Here is an 18,895-nt window from a genome sequence, read left to right as displayed (position 1 = left end):
TCTATTTAAAAATCATCCTCAAAACAAAGTTTACCTGATACATTCAAACAAATTCTTCTTTATTTATAATGCTCAAATATCAGTAATTTCATACTATTCTGATGGTTCCTTATCTTTTCAATATCCCAATTCTTGATATTCTGCGAATAAACTTTTGCCAATTTGAGCGAGTCATAAGTTTCCTTTTTATCAAAATCCACTTTTTTCTTTTCTACGTCTTGATTGTTGTATTTGGAATTCTCTCCGACGGATAGCAGTCCCAAATTTCCGAAACTGTTCAACCAATCATGTTCGCTAAACTCCAACTTATCACCAAATTCGTGATTTTGAGGAAAAACATGTTCAACAGAATTTTTTGAAGTTATTCTATAATTTTTAAACTTAACGTCCTGACGATCTATCCAATTCTTCCACAAGATATATTCCAGTTTATAAAACCAATAATGATTAAAACTTGTTCCGTGCGTTTGATCAAGAATATCAAAAGTATTTGAATCAACTTTTTCATTACGCTTGGCTTGCGAAGCCAACTGTATCGAAATCTCTTTTTTATCTCCGGGCAACATCAAATTATCTATCTTTTCCAGCTCTTCATGAATTTGATTACTGGTAAGGTCTTGATTTTCCAGTAGAAAAGCCAGAAATGGCGTTAACCAATATTGTTGAGTAAAACCACCGGTGAAATACAAGACAGATTGCAGCATCTGAGAAGGTGAATAAGACGAATTAGTTCTTGAAAAATAATTTTTCTCATAACTCCTGCTTGTATTAATATCAGTCAACAGTAATTTTTCGTCGTTATCATCATCTTCTTCGAAGCGCCATTTAACAACATACTTGTCAAATGCATATCTCACTTTCCATAGCAACAAAAAGAAGCATTCTGTATCTTCAGATGTATGAAAAGTATCGAGTTTTATTGTTGAGAGCAAAGTTTTTGGATCTATGGTGTGCTCGAAATCATCCCGCTGCCTTTGTAAATTAAAAATTCTGTACGTATGAATCAGCAAAGTGTTGAAAGAAATAATAGAACGACATTTTGAGCTATCTTCTATTTTTTTCTCACTAAATTCTGCACTATGATCATCATTATTTATTATTTCGCTGATAGTCTTTGTATGATGAAAATTGTTAAACTTATTTACATTTTCATTTAGTGAAAAGAAAAGCGGATTGAAAATTCTGAAATCATCCGGTTTTATATTTGATCTGTCTATATTAAAAACATCTGCAATATTTTTCTCGAAATAATTACTCATGTCTTCACATACATCCCAAATTTTAGAGAATTTTTCGCGTGAATCTCTACTAATTTTCTCCAAAAGCCTCGCTTTCAAAATATCAGACTGTTGAAGCTGAATACCCGACGTACCCAATGCTGTAAAGAGCGCATTCAAATCTGTGTTTTGTGGAGCTACATTAAATACAAAGCATACATTCTGGTAAATAAAATTACCAAAGTCAGAACGCTTTTCTTCCTGCACTTCTGATAATATGAAGTGCTTTATTGTTTCTACACCTTTAGCTATAAATTTTAAAAATTCTTTTTCGCTGGCGTCTGAAAACTTTAAATATGAGCTGCTGTCCAGTAAACCTTTCAAGTAATTAGCAACTTCTATTCGAATATCAAAATCAAAACGAATATCTTTAACTTTAGTAGGATAAGTTACCTCAAGATAATCGGTTAAATCAGTCTCAATATTTAATAATTTGTAAGCATTTGCAAGCAGCCAAAATGTTGTAAAACGCTGCTGTCCGTCAATCAATTCAAATTGTTTTTCACGATTTTTATTTAATGACTTAATGACATAAGTATTTCCGACGAAATAGCTTGAGCCAAGAGAATATACACTGTTAAATGTGTTTAATATATCACCTAAAAGCTTTTTAATTTCTTCGTCATCCCAAACATAAGGTCTTTGGTAAACTGGAATAACAAATTCATAGTTTTCATTTACAATTTCTTCGATTGTTTTAAGGGATGTTTCAAATTTCATCTTTGTGTTTTTTTACAATTTCTTCAATCCTATTTTTCAATTTTTCATCAAACTCCCCATCACTTACCTCCCCCATTGTAAAGAAGTCACGACACTTATCAAAAAAACGTTGTTTAACTTTACTATCCCTAATTTTTATTTCGAGCGTTTCATACTCTTTCAAGTAAGTTATGATTTCCATATAATTAAAGGCTTGAAATATACGCTCGATAATTTTTGTTTCATCAACATAGTTTTTTACTGTGGCCTCGTAAATCCTACTTTGCTCACTTAGTCGCAAACTAAAGATATGCCTAAAAAGCCATAGAGAGAATTCTAAGAGATTCGCCGTTCCGAAAGTATCGACGAAACTTAGCAAAGCCAATTGATAAAAACTTCGCAGATCAACGGTTCCGTCAATCTGATCAATCATGAAATTATTGAATGTTGAATAAAAATCAATTCTTTTTTTAGTTTCAAAAATAGATATATAAGCATTTGAAAAACTCATCAAATAATTTATATAATTTTTTCCTTGATTCAAAGGCTGTCGTATCGAATATTTATCTGATATAATCCGATGTGTATTTTCTTCAATTTCAACCAGGGAATAACCTATATCAAAATTTTCCTTGCCTACATTTTCAGCAAAATCCTCTGTCAAAACATTTTTCCAATTTTCTGCACTCGCAAATTTGTCCGGTATACTCTTTTGCTTTAAAAAATCAATTCTCCGTGCTTTTGCCAATAATTTGTTTACTGCTTCTAAATTATGTTGCCTATCTTCCCAATTAACAGCATATTTATTCCTTTCTGTAATTTTTGTGATACTACGCAAATGATGTGCTTTCAAAATATCAGTACCTGACAATCGTTTGCCGCCGGTATTCAATGTTTCAAAAAAGTTATATGCCAAATCCTCATCTTCGACAATGATGATCGTTATATTGATATTATTAAAAGAAATCAGATCAAAATCTTTCTTGGAAAAATAATCGTGATTTGATTTAATGTTTTTGAGAGAAATTGGGTGACTGTACTTGATTCCAAAATCTGATTTTGATTGAATGTGTGACAGAATCTGAAGTGTTGTGAGTCTCTGTTGACCATCGATTATTTGAAGCAAGCCATCTTTTTTATGCAAAACTATACTGCCTAAATAGAAAAGCGGCTTTTCGTCCGCTCGTTCCTCATGCTGCTTAATTTGTGACAAAAATTTGTTAATTTCCTTTGGTGTCCAAACATATGGTCTCTGGTATTCGGGAATAGCAAGAGATTGTTCTTTTTGAAATAATTCGTGTAAGGTTAGGCTTTCAACCGTAATTTCTTCCATTTAATTTTATCCGAGTAAAATATGATTAATAGTTGCACAAATTTATGCAGTTCTAATTATTATTTATTCTTTTTTTTCATAATCTATGGATATAAAATTTCTTAATAACCATTTAAATTGATAATTGGTGTTCTATTAATATCCAATAAATATCAAATATACTTACTAACTAATTACAAATATTATGGTTTACCATAAAAATAAAATATTAACAGTAATAATAAAAAATAACTCTAAAAAATTCTTTTATAATTTAACTTTTTAATTTATTCATAGAACTTTTACAAGTTGATATTGACAATTAAAATTCAAAATAATTATGAAAAAAAAATTAAGTGCAATATTCGAAATTAGAAAACAAGTTCCGCAGTTTTTCCCCTTTTGCAAAAAAGGCAGGATCGTCTTTTGATATCAAACTTATAAAGTTTGTATATACAAAGACACATCTTGCTATAAATTTCTTACAAAAACATATACTGGTAAAAACATAACGAAAGATCATGCAATATTAATTCAGTATATAAATCATATCAAGCATTTTTTAAAGTATACTAATAACTCGTCTACTTTGCATGCAACTAAGGATAAATAACCTCAACGTTTTAAAAATTACCCTGTATCATTTTATACACTGAGAAAGTTTAGGTAGGCACATATTACTCAGGTGCACGAAGAAGGCTATCTTCAAAAGATTAATTGAGTTCATTTGCTTCGATATTATTTGTTCTTACCAAACAGCTGCAATGCCATTTCCTTGTCAATAATAATAATATTTCCATTTTGAATTATTGCCTCATCCAGAATTCCCGATGATTTTACTTCCGACGCTTTAGAGACCGAGCATCCCAAAATCTTAGCGAGACCTTTCAGCCCGTATTCATATTTTTTTTCAGTGCTGAAGTTCTTCGAAACTTCCAAAAATTCCTCAATAGTCAATTGCCAAATCGGAGTTTTTAAATCTATTTTTTTCATAACTACCCGTTTAAATTTTCTTCACTTAAAAATGCTCGACGTTTTTGCTAAGCCAGCTGCACTAAGCCATCTTTTTGAACACATCAAAGCTCAGAAAAATTTCAATTACCTTTTCGGTAGTATTTCGTAACTACCGAAAGATTCAGGAAAACAACTGTATGCAAACAGTGTAAATAGAGTTTAAAAATTTAACGATAATGAAATAGTTATAACAAAGTCTAAAAAACATTCAAATGAAACAGTTTACTATACAAAAAGTTTAATTCTTAGTAAATTAATTGGCTATTCATCGGAATAATCAAGATATTGCTCCAAATTCTGTTGAATTAGCTTCAGAAATTTGGTTCGATCTGTTTTTCGCAACTTGATTTCATTTAATGTTTTATGGTAATTGCCCAAATTGATATTTAAAGCAGTCTCAGCCCACCGAAATATATCCGAAGGCTCTGCTTTTCCCGCATCGAAGCATTTAGTCAAATAAAGAGCGTACAATAATTCAATCAGTGCCACTTTCGGAGCTGTCCACTCCAACGGGCTGTGTTGAAATACCAAATGATCGACTACATAATCGGAGTTTATTTTGGTGGTAAGATATAAATCCAAACGGTCATTCGCCAGTATTTGCGAAACGGTATGATCATGGGAAGTTGAAAATGACTCGTCGTAGCTGTAAAGTTCGGGACTTAATTTTAATTTAAAATCAAATTTTAACTTCACGAAATATTTCTTGTCAAGATAGGTGGCTTTACGCTTGTAGTAGCTGATAAATTCTTTGTGCTCCTGATAAAAGTAGATAAGATTTGCTCTCTCTGTTTCATAGTAGTTCTTTAAAACCAAAGGATCTGCGTACGGTTTCGAGCTTTCGATAGCAAGCAGTTTTGAATAATAAATATAAACAGAAACAAATTTTGGCTTTGTAACCTTAAAAAATTCAATTTCTTCACTCCAGTCTTTGAACTGATATTCCTGCACATATATTTTTAATTTTCTGATTGCAGTGTCAGTAAGCATCAAAATTTCTTCTGCATAAGAAAGCACTTCGCTTTTATTTCGGAGTACTGTATCAATGTCGTTGCTGAGGTTTTTCCATAGCTCATCAATCTTTCTCTTAAAATTAATTCCGGTCATAATTATGATTTTTTATGACCATAAAATTCGTGTAAAAATTTAAACCTTTGGCTGATTCAACTCCTCAAAGCGTTTCCGTATAAAATCTGTCGGGCTCATTCCGTTGATTTGTCGAAAATGCACTCTGAAAACCTGCCTGTTCGACATACCGCACATTTCTGCAAGACTTTCAATTTTATAATTAAGATACTTTTTGTCTGTAAGCATCAGATTGGTGATATAGTTAATTCTCAACAATTTTATATAATCAGGAAATGAAACATTCATATGATCATTCAAAATATAAGATAGTGTCGTACGATTGGTGCCCAATAATATTGCAACATCAGGAAGTTTCAGATTTTTATTTAAAAATTGTTTTTTCTCTACAAAAATTTTTAGTTTAGCTTTGATCTCTTCAATGATTTCGGCAGAATATTGTTCCTTCACAACATATGTTTCGTTCGGCTCTCTTACTACGATCTGAGGTGTCTTTTGATCATACGTTACTATATCTTTGAATTTCGAATCCTGATTTCCTAATTCAAACCGTTCCAACAAAAGATTGTACCGCACAGTAAGTTCCTTCTCTTTCCGACGATGATCAAAATAAAGATAAATCAAAAGAAGCCCGCCGACCGCAATGGATAAAAAGTAGACAATACTGATAATTTTCTTATCCTTCACCAATATCTTCTTTTCTCCCGCAAAATGTTCTGAATCATATTCTTTCCTGATTTTAGAGGATAGCTTTGGAAAGTCACTGATCATTACAGAATCTGCTTTCACCAATTGATGGGAGTAATACAACAGCATATTATCATTATTTTGATTTTTTGCGTAATTTATAAGATACTCGTAGCTCGATCTTGTTTCAGGAGTTATGAAATTAAACTTCCTGACAAGAGAATCTATTTTCTTAAAATAAAACACTGACCGGCCTTTGTTTCCTGTATTCCAATATAATTTTCCCAGATAATAATTGACGGTTGCCAACGAGGCGTAATCCTGATTGCGCTTTAGAATATCCTCTGCAGATCTTAAACTTTTGAAGGCATTTTCAATATCCCCATTTCGAATCATCTGGCGTCCCTTAGCCTTTAGAAAATAAGCATATTCAATTGTTTGGTGATTATTTTCTCCAATCTTTTGAAGTCCTATATTAATCAGGGAATCTTCTTTAGAATGCATTTCCAAATCATAATAACATTTGCTCAGCCTATAAATACTGTTCAAATAGCCGGATTCATTGTTTTGTCTTATAATCTCGTGAATATCCTTTTGATTCATTATTTCTTCGAAATAGAAAGCAGTCTGTTTAAAATGAGCTTCAGCTTCCTCATAATATCCGAGATATGATTTGACGATTCCAAGATGATACACGATTTTATTCTTCAAATAGGCATCATCCGAATTTTTTGAATACTGAAATGCTTTCAAATATTCTTCGAGAGCCTTCCTAAAATTTCTGATATTGTAGTAATAAATTATTCCCTTTCCAAGGTAAGCACGTGAAATCTGATCTGAATTACCCGATTTCTTCGCAGTAATAATTATACTGTCACCCAACTGCAACTTTTTCTCGGGCTGCCCGGTGAAATAAATCGCCTCCTCATATCCTGCAATCAGTTTTTTTAAATTTTGTTCTTTTCTGGCCTTATCAATATACAAATTCACAAAAACCATTGCCCTCTCGTCATTTTCAGGATAGGAATTGAATAGGGTCGATAATTCTTTATAGGTATACTCTTTTTTCTGGCAATAAAAAATATTGACTGTCAAAAGTAATATAAGCGTTATTAGCCTTTTTTGATTTTGCATGTGAGTATGGTTAAGCCAAATTTAAGTAAAATACAAGGTCGTAGAAGGACGATAAAGTCTAAAAGCGATTAGTTTACGCAACTTACTGAAAATCAATACTTAAAACTCATATTTTGGAGGAATAATGTACCAATTGTTCCCTTTATAATGATCCATTGATCCATCCGATGCTTTTTTCAGAGTCGATATCATTATAATTTCGAACCAGAATTCTAAATCAACCGGCCGGGATAACACTTTAAAAAAATCAGAATCTTATGAAAAAGTATATCTCAATTTTAAGTTTATTAACCATACTGGCTCTTCAATCTTGTGAAAGAATTGGCGCCGGTGCAGATACAGAAAAACCGGAAAAACCGCTTATGAAAGATTTTTTAAGAGCCACTGAAAAACAATCTTCAGACGACGATGCCTCGACAGTTTTTTCGAGAGAAGCCAACGAGTACAATTTGGATACCGGCGATGACGACGAGCCACGAAAAGATAAGCAGCATTGGAGAACCATTAGGGATTCATTGTAAAAAGCATCAAGAACATGATAAAAGTGAAAGACAAACAAATCATACTTGAAACCGGCAAAAAATGTACAGTCAGTGGAGAATGGGAATTACAAGGTCCTGTTTCAACTATAGTGTATGTTTCAAAAGGACAGCCAATGCCGGATTACTGTGGAAGTAAGGTCAAGTGGATTTTAATTGATAACGGATAAATAGTCAGCCATGAATACCATCAAAACAAGATTTGTAGAAATCGTAAGTTATTTTTTTATACTGCTGTTCTGCTATGCAAGCATCAGTAAAATATTGGACTTCGAAAATTTCCAAATTCAGATCGCTCAATCCCCTTTGCTCAGTGCATTTGCAGATATCGTTTCTTACAGTGTATTGATCATAGAACTATTGGTGAGCAGTGTGCTGGTTTTTGAAAAAACAAGAAGACTCGGTTTGTACTGTTCTTTTGTTTTGATGATAGCGTTCACGGTTTACATATATCTGATCTTGAACTACAGTGATTTTATTCCCTGCTCGTGTGGAGGTATTTTGGAGGATATGGATTGGAAAACCCATTTGATCTTCAATATTGCAACAGTAATATTGGCAGCGGTGGCCATATTTCTTCAAAGTGCCGAAAGTAAGAAATCCGTTCAAAAAACTTCGCTTTGGTTATTGGTACTGACGGTTGTAAGTGGTTCATCAATAATAGTTTTGTATCAGAGATCTGAGTATATTATCAAAAAGGAAAACAATTTTACGAGACGATTTTTGCAGCATCCTCTGAAGCAGGAAAAAAGGTTAAATCTTGGATTTAATTCTTATTATTTTGCAGGGACGACCAAAGATTCGATCTATTTGGGAAATTACACTACTCCGTTTACATTGACATCAATGGATATTGATTTTAAAGATGTAAAAGAATTAAAAGTCATTCCTGATGTACGTAGCTACCAGTTCAAACGTGCACAATTTCAGGTCAACGGAAAATACTACTATCTGTATGACGGATCAGTACCTGTAATTTACAGGGGAATCATCGGTCAAAAAAATGCGCAAACACTGAGTTACGGTCAGGCATATTTCAGCCAGTTGGTGAATATGGATGAAAATTCCTTTTCTCTCAGTACTTTTTACGCACCGAGAAAAACCCAGTCTTTAGGATTGCTGTTTCCTGAGTCGCATGAAAGTTTGTTGATAAAGCCCGATCTTCTAAAAAATCACAAAGATCCAGTTTTTGAAACCGACGGACAGTTGCACTACGACTGTAACAACCAGCAACTGGTGTACGTTCATTATTACAAAAATGAGGTCATTGTGATGGGCAAGGCTATGAACCTGAAAGCAACGTACAAAACAATTGATACAATCAGTCAGCCGAAGATCGATATTTCAAAACTATCTGACGGCAGAAGAAAAATGAATCATCCTCCACTGGCGGTCAACAAAAAATCTTTTGTTCAATACGGTCTTTTGTTCAATGAATCAAATTTGATCGGGCGGGATGAAAGCAGGGAAATGTGGAATACTTCAGCAGTTATCGACGTGTACTCTACTCTTGAGCAGAAATACATCGGAAGCTTTTATATTCCAAAACCAAAAGAAATAAAAAAAATTCAGTTTCAGGTAACTGATCAGTACTTTATTGTATTGATAGGAAATGAAATCGTGAGATACCGTTTTGCGCAGAACCTGTCTCAACATTTCATTAAGGGAAATGCCGAAAACCTTCAAAAAGAGTAGGCAACAATATCAAATTTCAACATCATGAAAAAAATGAGAAAAATCGCATTGCCTGTAGCAATCCTTTTATTGGGTGCCGGAAGTGCGTATGCTGGAACAGCATTTGAAACTAAGACTGCAGAAATGCAGGGATACTTTTACAACGAATCGGCACCGTCCGAAAAATGTATTCTGACTGAGAAACGATGTTCGCCAGTAATCGGTGCGATTTGTACCTGGAATGACGGTTCTGAAAACCATGAATTATTCCAAATTAACAATGGAACATCGTGTGTAAGTCAACTGTATGAAATTCAGTAAATCAAATCATTTATTAACGGTGAAGGATGCTAAAAAGCATCCTTCATTTGTTTATTAATCCAGTCAACATCTTTTTTTCCGTAAAGATGATAATCAAACCACTCCAAAATCCTGATCGATAAATCCCTTTGAGCCGGAACTTTCCCCAAGGAATGATTCTCATTTCTATAGTTCAGCAAAACAACAGGTTTCCTGTATTTGCGCATAACATTAAAAATCGATATACTTTCCTGGGGATCGACATTTGTGTCGGCGGTACCCGCCCACAAAAGCATTGGCACATTAATATTTGAGGCAGCATAAATCGGATTATTATCCAGATACTTTTGCCTCTGATTGACAAAACTCCCTTTCATTCTAAACTGTCCCTCTTCGTAACGCCAGTAATCAGGTGAGTTAAAATTATAATTCAGGGCGTAAGAAGTATGAACAATATCCGATACGGAATTACCGGAAACAAAAGCAGAAAACCGATTGCTGTGACTTGCGATAAAATTGGTTTCATAACCTCCGAACGACTGTCCTATCATTCCCACTTTGCTCATATCGGCGTAAGAAAACTTCTGCAATTCATCCAAAACATTATTAATGCATTGAAGAGCTGACAATCCGGGACCACGATCACCGTAGGTAATATCAGGAAACATCACCAGATATCCCGATTCCAAAAGAAGTCTGGGATTGATGCCTCTGTTGTTTTTAAAAGTGGGCATCAAAAACTTGTTCATGAACCTTTGCTGCTTTTCATAAACTGACAACACTACAGGATACTTTTTCGCAGGATCAAAATTTGGAGGCAGATACAAACTCGCTTCAATCTCCTCATTATTCGCTCCCCGATACTTCAAGGCAACTTTTTTAATCAATCCCAATTGCGTATCTGCACTATTGGATTTATATATAGCAACAGCATTCTTCGAGTCATTCTTGTATCTGATTGTAAAAGCCTTGTTGTAGTTGTCTTCAATCCAGAAAAAAGACTTGTAATCCGTATCAGCACCAAAAACCTGAATACGATCCGATGTTTCAGGAATAACCGTTTTTAATTGATTTTTATTCAGAAATACATAGCTTGAAGTAAGAGCATTACTATTCTTCCCAACGAAAATCATTTTTTTGTCCTGCTCCAAATACTCTGACAATCGGTACACACCCACCCCACTGTGTATCACCTGAGGCTTATACAATTCAATCTCATCAGCTTTCACCGTCATCAGTTTCTTTTTTTTCAAACTCTTTAAATTCTGTTCCCAGATTTCATTTTTAAAAGTCCAGATAATTCTGTCATTCGCAGCATAATAAGGCGACGAACCGTCGCCCCACCCCAAATTCGTGGAAGTCAAATTCCCTGTATCAAATTTCACCCATCCTTCACCGGTTTTGATCAAAAGAGATTTCCCTAAAGGATCGAAATTCATATGACCGTCATCAAAAGGCAATAGAACATCCTTGCCGGTCTTGGAGTTCCACAGATAAATTTCTTTTTTGTGGAAACCGAACTGATCGTCATGGACATCGACCATGCTTTTGTCAATTCTCATTTTCAGGAACAGATTGTTTTTTCCTATTGCCGTATACCCTGTAAAATTCTGATCAAAATCCAAAATTTTTCCCGACTCAGGATACCATAAAACTTCCCTGATTGTATTTTGCTCCGTCGTATAATTCCTTAAATTCTGTTCCTTTCCGTACCAGATATCTACAACAGAATTCTCTTTAGGCTTGACCTTCTGAAATCTCAGATAAACAGCTTCTCCATCAGACGACCGATCAATTTTCACATATGAAATACCCTGCAAACCATCATCTTTAAGCTCAATAGCCTGAGCATCTCTCCTCACCCAATAAACACGAAGTCCGGTACTTGCTTTCGTAGCCACTACAAATCCTCCAAGATCAGAGTCGGATTCAACAGCTTTGTCAACTTCCTCTTTCGAAGACCATAGTTTTATTTTGCTCTTACCCTGATCGGTCAATTCATATACATGATTTTCATCTTTCAAAATATCTTTTGTAAAAACCAAAACCGAATTATTTCCTATCGTCCATCTGATAACAGATTCAATCTGCTGAACAGGTTTAAAATTTGAATCGTAAATCTCCAATTTGTTTTTCTGACCGGAATTAGAATGGACAAGCAGTAAACCGTCTTTTTTCACATATTCTATCCTCGAAACGTCTTCTTTTTCGGTTATCGAACCCGATTTCAAATCAATGATCTGCAAAACACCTGCAGTAAGCACAGCTGCCCTATCCGGATTGATAAAATAATAACCGCTCACTTTCTCTCTGACAATCTTCCTGAAAGGAGCCTTTGTTTCAATAATCGTCAGCGTTTTGGGCTTGCTTTCATAATCTGTGTTAAAAAATGCATACCTTCCGTCAGGAGAAGGATACACAGCCAGTACTTCCTCAGCGGATTCGGACAGTTGCTTAAGATGACCGATATTATGCTGTGCCTTTAGTCTTGGCTGAATAATGGTCAGCAATATCAAAATTATCAAGCTGACCAGTTTTTGTATTATTTTCATATTCCTCAATTTAATAGCCGTTATTTTGCGGATTGATATTCGGATTCACCAAAAGTTCCTTCTGCGGAATTGGCCATTGCGATTGAAAGCTTTTCCAGTTTGGCTTCACGGAAGTCAATCCGTCAAGCATTCCCCACCTTTTAAGATCAAAAAATCGCATGCCATGTTCCGTAAAAAATTCCCTCCTCTTCTCTTCTTTCAACTGGACCATTGCCGCCGAAACAGTCAGATTTGTGCTCAATGCAGGCAAACCCGCCCGTTGTCTCGAACGATTGATCAAAACAACCGCTTCACTCACTTTGTTCTGCTGCAATAAGCTTTCTGCCTGCATAAAATACACTTCATCCAGACGGTAAATAATCGAATACTCAGTAGCATTGTTCACCGCAAGATTTTTATATTTCGCAGGCTTGTAATTGATCTGCTGACCGAAAGGAACCGCAGTAAAATAATGAACACGTCGAAGATCTCCTGTTGAAAAAGAATTGACAAGATCAGGATTCATCGCAAAAGAAGTCGGTGCCGACGTAAAATTATACAATGAAGCTTCCTTCGTTGCATCATTGCTGTTTTTAGGTTTAAGCTGCCAGATAATGTGACCGCCTGTCTTCTGAAACACTTTGCTGATATCATTCTGATAAGACAAACCCGGAGCCTGAACAATTGTGGTACAGATCACATCCGCTTCATTCCATTTTTTGAGAAGCATCTTCATCTTGGCCAACGCAACATATCCCGCATATTTGTTCGGATAAATCCTTTCACTGTTCCTGTAAGCAGAAGGAAGAAGATTGACCGCTTCCGAAAGATCGGTTTCCACTCTTGTCAAAAATTCATCTTTGGGCATTCTCGAAAGCTTGCTGTTGATCACATAATCCGTTGTGGCGGTGTATGGGATCTCCCCGAAAATCTGGTACAGATCCATATACAACATCGACCTTACCAACAACGCCTCACCTCTTATCCTGCCTTTTACGGCAACAGACAACGATTTGGAGTTGGCAACGCCTTCCATGATACTGTTGGCATAATAAATCTGCTGATACGTACTTGCCCATAAAGCAGTCACCGCCGTATTGGTAGGTAATTGCTGATTGATATAAAGATCAAGCACACCGTTGGAGGCACTGGTGTAAACACAAGTCAGATCATCGGTATAAGTTCCGAGCAAAGCACCCATTCCGTTGATCCCTCCCGAATACATCGAAGTTTCCCACAAGCCGGAATACAATCCTGCCAGAGCAGCTTCGGCAGTCTGCTCATCCTCGAATACCAGTTCGGACGGAATCTGGTTGTTCGGATAATCGGTCTCAACCATTTTCTCACACGAAATCGTCATGGACAACACCATCATCACAATGGATACGGCGATCCCATATTTTATTTTTAAGTTCATAATCATTTACTTTAATTTTAATTTCATTTTTTCAGCTTTACAACGCCTAACCTAAAATGTCAGCTGAAATCCCACAGCATAGGTTTTAAGCGGAGGCAGGTAGCCCGTCAGCAGAAACTCGGGATCAAGCCCGAAATACCTGGTAATCGTCAGCAGATTCTGCCCCTGCACATAGATCATCGCTTCTTTGATTCCAAAACGGCTCACGGGAATACTGTAATTCAGCTGAACATTTTTAAGGCGGACAAAAGAAGCATCTCCCACGGCAGCCGTCGAGTTCTGAAAGAAAGAATGCAGCGAACTTTTCGCCGCAACAGTTCCCGAACTGTAAGGCATATACGTTCCTGTCGGATTGGATGCCGACCATACGTCAAGCACTTCAACAGGCTGATTGTTCATTGACCCAGGAATAAGCATCTGTCGGTTATAGTTCCAGTTTCTCTGCTTTACAAACTGCCACAGAAAAGAAGCTGACCACTGCCCATACCTGAAATTATTCGACCATCCCCCGAAAAACCTGACCCCAAGTCTCTCGATCACCTTATTGTCATCAGGAGACGTAATCTTGCCATCGTTGTTGTAATCCGTAAACTGATACAGTCCCGTGTCAGGATTAATACCTGCATACTGATAAACCTTTACCAACGTTGTCGGATAACCGATCACATATTGATTGGTATACGTAGATCCTTCAAGATTCGGAAACTCCAGCAATTTGCTGTCAGGTACCGAAAGATTCAATGAAGTATCATATTTGAATTTCCCACCCTTGAAAACCTGTACGGAAGTTTCAAACTCCCAGCCCGTATTCTGTACCTTAGCCGGAAGATTCGACTGTATCGATGAAAAACCCGTCGTGGCAGGAAGCGGTATTCCCACCAGCTGGTTGGAAGAGGTATTTTCATAATAAGCAGCCGAAAGATTCCAGCGGCTCTTAAAAAACGAAACCTCCGCTGCCGCCTCTTTCTTCAACGTCTTCTCCCAACTGAAATCAGGATTGTACAATCTTGAAGGATTCATAGCCGTAATATTGTTGTAAATATTGGAAGACACACTGTATGTGTCCAGATACTGATAATCACCTATTCTGTCATTCCCCGAAGTACCGATACTTCCTCTCAGTTTGGCAAAACTCAGCCATGAGATATTTTTCATCCACTTTTCCTCAGAAATCAACCATGCCGCACCAACTGCCCCGAAATTACCAAAACGATTATTCGGACCAAACCTGCTCGAACCATCCCTTCTCCCGGTCACATTGAGGATATACCTTTTCAGGAACTTGTAGTTCAGCCTTGCAAAGACTGCGGTATAATTGTACTGATTCCTAACCTGATCACTGATAATCTTCGTCTTGGCAGCACCGATATTCTGAATCAGCGCATTGTTTTCAAAACCAAGTCCCTGCATCGAAGACTGATTGGTTTCGGATTTCTGCAAAGTGGCACCGATCAGCACATCAAAACTGTGATTCCCAAAAGTATAGGCACCCGTTATCTGAGGTTCAAGGACATAAGACAGAATCGAACTGTTGTTTTTGGACGAAGTAGAATTGGCGCTCGTCAGATTTGCAGCAGGATTCGACATCGTATGCGGACGCAAGGAAAATTCTTCAAAATTCTGATGGGTAATTCCCCCGTTGAACTTTAAAGAAAGAAACGGAAAAAGTTTGTATGAAACCTGCGTTCCCGAATTGATAAAACTTGTCGAATTCAGATACTCACTTTTAAAAGCCCCGAGAGGATTCGTAAAGGTGCTGTTCTCCCAGTTCAGAGAACCGTCAGGCTTATATAGCGACGGCGCATTCGGACTCAGCGTGATACTTCTGCCCGTCACATCACTGTTCAGCACATTGTTGTCCTGAAAAGACAACGTATTCGTCAGATTTACCTCCAGTCTGCGATCAGGTGTCCTGTAACTGAAATTCCCTGTCAGATTATTCGACTTATACTGAAAACCTGCAGGCAGAACCGTAGACTGCTCCGTATGCCCGTAGCTGATCAGATAAGAAGTAGTTTCAGATCCGCCACTCAGCGAAAGTTGCACCACAGAAGATTCGGCAGTCTTACCGATCAGTTCCTTCTGCCAGTCCGTTTCCCTCTCCTGACTCCAGGTATTCAGATCATACGCATTTGCAGGAATTGCAGAAATCCCGTCATTCTGAAAAGCAGTACGACGCATTCTCAGATAATCGGAAGTCCCCATCATCTGAAGACGGTTCGTCACCGTACTAAATGAATACGAAGTATTCAGTTTAAGATCAGTTCTCCCCTTCTTCCCTTTCTTGGTCGTCACGATAATCACCCCGTTCGCTCCACGACTTCCATAAATCGCAGTAGCATCGGCATCCTTCAGCACCTCAAAACTCTCGATATCATTCGGATTGATCGCATTGAGTGGACTAACCGAAGCATACGGAAGAATCGCTGCACTGTAAATAGACGGAGTTTCGGAAATCACAGGAATCCCGTCAATAATATACAAAGGTTCATTCCCGTCCCTGCGGATACTGTTCTTCCCCCTGATCTGAATATCGAACCCACCTCCTGGAGTCCCCGAGTTTTGAACAATCGAAACTCCCGCCATTCGACCCTGAGCAGAAGCAAGAACATTCGTTACAGGCTGGTTCTCAATATCCTTAGCAGAAATCTTCGCAATACTCCCCGTCCTCTCTTTTTCCTTAACCTTATAATATCCCGCATTCAGCACCACCTCCTCAATCCCCTGCACCTTCCCGGAACCAGAATCAGAACCAGAACCAACCTCATCACCTTCACTTCCAACAAACATCCCAACATCAACAACAGACCGATTCCCCAAAGGAACCCTCTGCTCAGCATATTCAGGATGCCTAAAAACAAGAACAGCACTCCCACCTCCATTCCGATTTCCATTTCCATTCTCATTGCCACTCCCAATATCTCCGGAAATCTCCAACCGATAAACACCTTGAGCATTAGTAACTGAAGTCTGATGACTTCCAACCTGAGAAACACTGACTCCCGAAAGAGGCAACAACTGATCTCCGTTCCGCACGGTAACCTTTCCCGTAACGGTTTTGGTCTGAGCCTGAACGAAACCGCAAACAGCGGTTAACACCAAGGCAAAGCCCATGCTTCCTATAGTATTATAGGATTTTTTCATAGTTTTGTAAAGTTTTTAATTAAACGATTCAATAATTACTGCTCCTTCCTCAGTCTCCAAACTAATGGGAAGGGGCTATTTTATTGAAACCTGTCGATTCTATTTCATTGTCATCTATAATTTCACTACCGAATTCATGTATTTGAAAACAAAACTTTCCTAAGTGCCTTTCAATACAGAAAAGAACATCAAAACTCTCCCCCAGTCATCAAAAGACACCGGAAAGCACTAATTAATATGAATGAAAATTTGTCCCGTAAAGCTTAAAAAAGCCGCAATAGGTTGTACACCCTACTGTATCATGTCAAGATACTCTATGTGATAAAGCGGGCTTAGATTATTTTGTAGAAAAGCGAACAGCATGAAAATAAAACAGCATGGACTCTACAATATCAGAACTAGAGGTACTGGTATACCTTACACACAGATAAGAGAGCCCACGCCTAGGTCGTGAGCTTAATACTTATCCTCTTGTGTGTATAAAAATTACCAGTTTTCTAGTACAAGATTCTAAGCAATAGCTTCTAATATTCTTTGAAGTATCGCAAAGTTAACTAAATTTTGGATTGTTAACATTAATTTCAAATATACAAAAAATATCGGTACGCCATAGCGTAACGATATTTTTTTTCTAAAATCGTTTATTGCACATGCGATGAGTGAAGAAAATATTATCAAGTTTAAAATAATTATATCCTTAAAAAAGCTTTTGGAGAAAGGTAAAAATCTTCAAAAAGAAGTTACGGATAATAAAATTGTTTATAGCTATCATGGTGTTGCTTCAAATGCACTGTTACGAAAAGCAACAATCAATGACACTTTAAACGGTAAGACTTCACCGAAAGCTACAACTTTAATTAGTATCGTTGAAGCTATGGGTTTTACTATGAACGAATTTGGTAAAGAATTCGATGATATTTCAGACGATGAGGTGAAAATATTTTTGAATGAAAATTCATAATATTATCTCAATAATTCTCCCTTCAGTGCTCACTAAATTTTTCACTGCACAGTTCTAGACTTCAGTCAATATCATATTTTATTTACCTATTTATTTGTAATGCCGATCAGAATTTTTTTATGGTATACTCATTTTGGTCAATTCCTAATATAAGACCCATATGCAAACTAAAAATAATAAGAAATTTGCAGATTTTTTGTATATTTTCTATTTGTATTAATGCGCTATAGTATTTAAAATTTCCAACGGTTGTGATATTTCAGTATATTTGACAAAATTCAGATTTTTATATTTTTTCACTGTGCAAATTTAAGACATGACTTATTTATGATAAATTCATATGGAGATAAAAAAATCAATTACTTTTATATTGATGAGTCAGGAAATATTAATAATAACTCCAATATTTTCATACACGGGTGTATCAAGACAGATAGCCCACAAACAATAACAGATGCTTTACTTTGCCTAAAAACCGATATTGAAAGTTCTCTATACTACGAGGAAATTAAAAATAAAATTCTGAAACAAGGCTTTCACGCAACGGAAAATAACATGGATGTTCGTACGGAAGTCTACAAGATACTACCTTTGTTAGATTATAGAGCATATTTCGTTATCACTAATAAAAGCAATGATTTCTTCATAGAAAAAATGCGGATTATGGATGAATCTGAGTTTTTCGCCTACTCTCTAACAAAATTATTAAGAGACCGAGTAGAATCGCATAAAAATGACAAAAACATATTTTTCTTCGAAACGATTGAACTAAAGAAGAAATCGTTGAAAACCATTTTAAATAATTTTTTCTCAAATTATGTCGGAAGAATTGAATGTGAGTTTCATATAGTTGGCAAAGAAGAAGAAAATCTTGCTATTATAGATTATCTAAACTTTCTTTTCTATCATATATTCACCGAGACTACTCCATATCCCAGAATGAAATCTAATTTTAACTTAGTTGCTCCAAAAATTGCTTTAGTCAATTATTCTCACAATAATATTTTTTTTTCAAGACAAAAAAAAGAGGAATTTCAAGTATCTTTACAAAATCTTATAAAAAATTTTTAGTGGGTGTACAGATAAACTTTGAGTACGATTTCGTACTCGGTTACAAAAC

14 protein-coding genes are annotated in these 18,895 nt (G+C 36.2%); 6 read left to right on the top strand and 8 right to left on the bottom strand.

Annotation, left to right across the window (positions count from 1 at the left end):
* Positions 1-59: 59 nt before the first annotated feature.
* The 5 genes from EG358_RS08450 to EG358_RS08430 all read right to left on the bottom strand — a co-directional run bounded on the left by EG358_RS08450 (position 60) and on the right by EG358_RS08430 (position 7,209).
* Entirely contained in the window at positions 60-1,997 is a 1,938-nt protein-coding gene (locus tag EG358_RS08450; protein ID WP_076561646.1) for a DUF262 domain-containing protein, read from the bottom strand.
* Entirely contained in the window at positions 1,987-3,309 is a 1,323-nt protein-coding gene (locus EG358_RS08445; protein WP_076561645.1) for a DUF262 domain-containing protein, read from the bottom strand. Before EG358_RS08445 ends, EG358_RS08450 begins: the two co-directional genes overlap by 11 nt.
* A gap of 717 nt (positions 3,310-4,026) precedes the next feature.
* Positions 4,027-4,281 carry a DUF3853 family protein gene (locus EG358_RS08440; RefSeq protein WP_076561644.1) on the bottom strand — a complete coding sequence of 85 codons (255 nt, stop codon included), beginning with the start codon at positions 4,279-4,281 and terminating at the stop codon, positions 4,027-4,029.
* A 282-nt stretch (positions 4,282-4,563) separates the two neighbouring features.
* Positions 4,564-5,409, bottom strand: coding sequence for an RteC domain-containing protein (locus EG358_RS08435; protein WP_083677069.1), 846 nt, complete (start codon positions 5,407-5,409; stop codon positions 4,564-4,566).
* Between the two features lie 39 nt (positions 5,410-5,448).
* Positions 5,449-7,209 (bottom strand): helix-turn-helix domain-containing protein, encoded by a 1,761-nt coding sequence (locus tag EG358_RS08430; RefSeq protein WP_076561642.1) that lies wholly within the window; start codon positions 7,207-7,209, stop codon positions 5,449-5,451.
* A 257-nt stretch (positions 7,210-7,466) separates the two neighbouring features.
* On the opposite strand from EG358_RS08430, the gene EG358_RS08425 reads away from it, so the two are divergent.
* From EG358_RS08425 to EG358_RS08415, 4 genes are read left to right on the top strand one after another with little or no spacing between them, the layout of a single operon-like run.
* On the top strand, positions 7,467-7,730 hold the full coding sequence (locus EG358_RS08425; RefSeq protein WP_076561641.1) for a hypothetical protein: 264 nt from the start codon (positions 7,467-7,469) through the stop codon (positions 7,728-7,730).
* A gap of 14 nt (positions 7,731-7,744) precedes the next feature.
* Positions 7,745-7,918: a hypothetical protein gene (locus EG358_RS19635; protein WP_159436386.1), complete on the top strand. Its 174-nt coding sequence runs from the start codon at positions 7,745-7,747 to the stop codon at positions 7,916-7,918.
* A 10-nt stretch (positions 7,919-7,928) separates the two neighbouring features.
* Positions 7,929-9,443: a MauE/DoxX family redox-associated membrane protein gene (locus EG358_RS08420; RefSeq protein ID WP_076561640.1), complete on the top strand. Its 1,515-nt coding sequence runs from the start codon at positions 7,929-7,931 to the stop codon at positions 9,441-9,443.
* A 24-nt stretch (positions 9,444-9,467) separates the two neighbouring features.
* Positions 9,468-9,743, top strand: a complete 276-nt coding sequence (locus EG358_RS08415; RefSeq protein ID WP_076561639.1) for a DUF6520 family protein — start codon at positions 9,468-9,470, stop codon at positions 9,741-9,743.
* A 29-nt stretch (positions 9,744-9,772) separates the two neighbouring features.
* Here EG358_RS08415 and EG358_RS08410 read toward each other — a convergent pair whose 3' ends face one another.
* From EG358_RS08410 to EG358_RS08400, 3 genes are read right to left on the bottom strand one after another with little or no spacing between them, the layout of a single operon-like run.
* Complete coding sequence (locus EG358_RS08410) at positions 9,773-12,274, bottom strand: alpha/beta hydrolase family protein (protein ID WP_076561638.1); 2,502 nt, start codon at positions 12,272-12,274, stop codon at positions 9,773-9,775.
* A 10-nt stretch (positions 12,275-12,284) separates the two neighbouring features.
* A complete protein-coding gene (locus tag EG358_RS08405) occupies positions 12,285-13,670 on the bottom strand; it encodes a RagB/SusD family nutrient uptake outer membrane protein (protein ID WP_228421417.1) in 1,386 nt (461 codons plus the stop codon).
* Positions 13,671-13,721: 51 nt separating this feature from the next.
* Positions 13,722-16,814, bottom strand: coding sequence for a SusC/RagA family TonB-linked outer membrane protein (locus EG358_RS08400; protein WP_076561637.1), 3,093 nt, complete (start codon positions 16,812-16,814; stop codon positions 13,722-13,724).
* A 655-nt stretch (positions 16,815-17,469) separates the two neighbouring features.
* Here EG358_RS08400 and EG358_RS08395 point away from each other — a divergent pair.
* A complete protein-coding gene (locus EG358_RS08395; RefSeq protein ID WP_076561636.1) occupies positions 17,470-17,775 on the top strand; it encodes a hypothetical protein in 306 nt (101 codons plus the stop codon).
* A gap of 327 nt (positions 17,776-18,102) precedes the next feature.
* On the top strand, positions 18,103-18,846 hold the full coding sequence (locus EG358_RS08390; RefSeq protein WP_076561635.1) for a DUF3800 domain-containing protein: 744 nt from the start codon (positions 18,103-18,105) through the stop codon (positions 18,844-18,846).
* Positions 18,847-18,895: the final 49 nt, after the last annotated feature.

Source organism: Chryseobacterium indoltheticum, from assembly GCF_003815915.1.
Taxonomy (GTDB): Bacteria; Bacteroidota; Bacteroidia; order Flavobacteriales; family Weeksellaceae; genus Chryseobacterium; species Chryseobacterium indoltheticum.
Note: the sequence above shows the minus strand (reverse complement) of the source record. Positions and strands in the feature narration are given on the sequence as shown.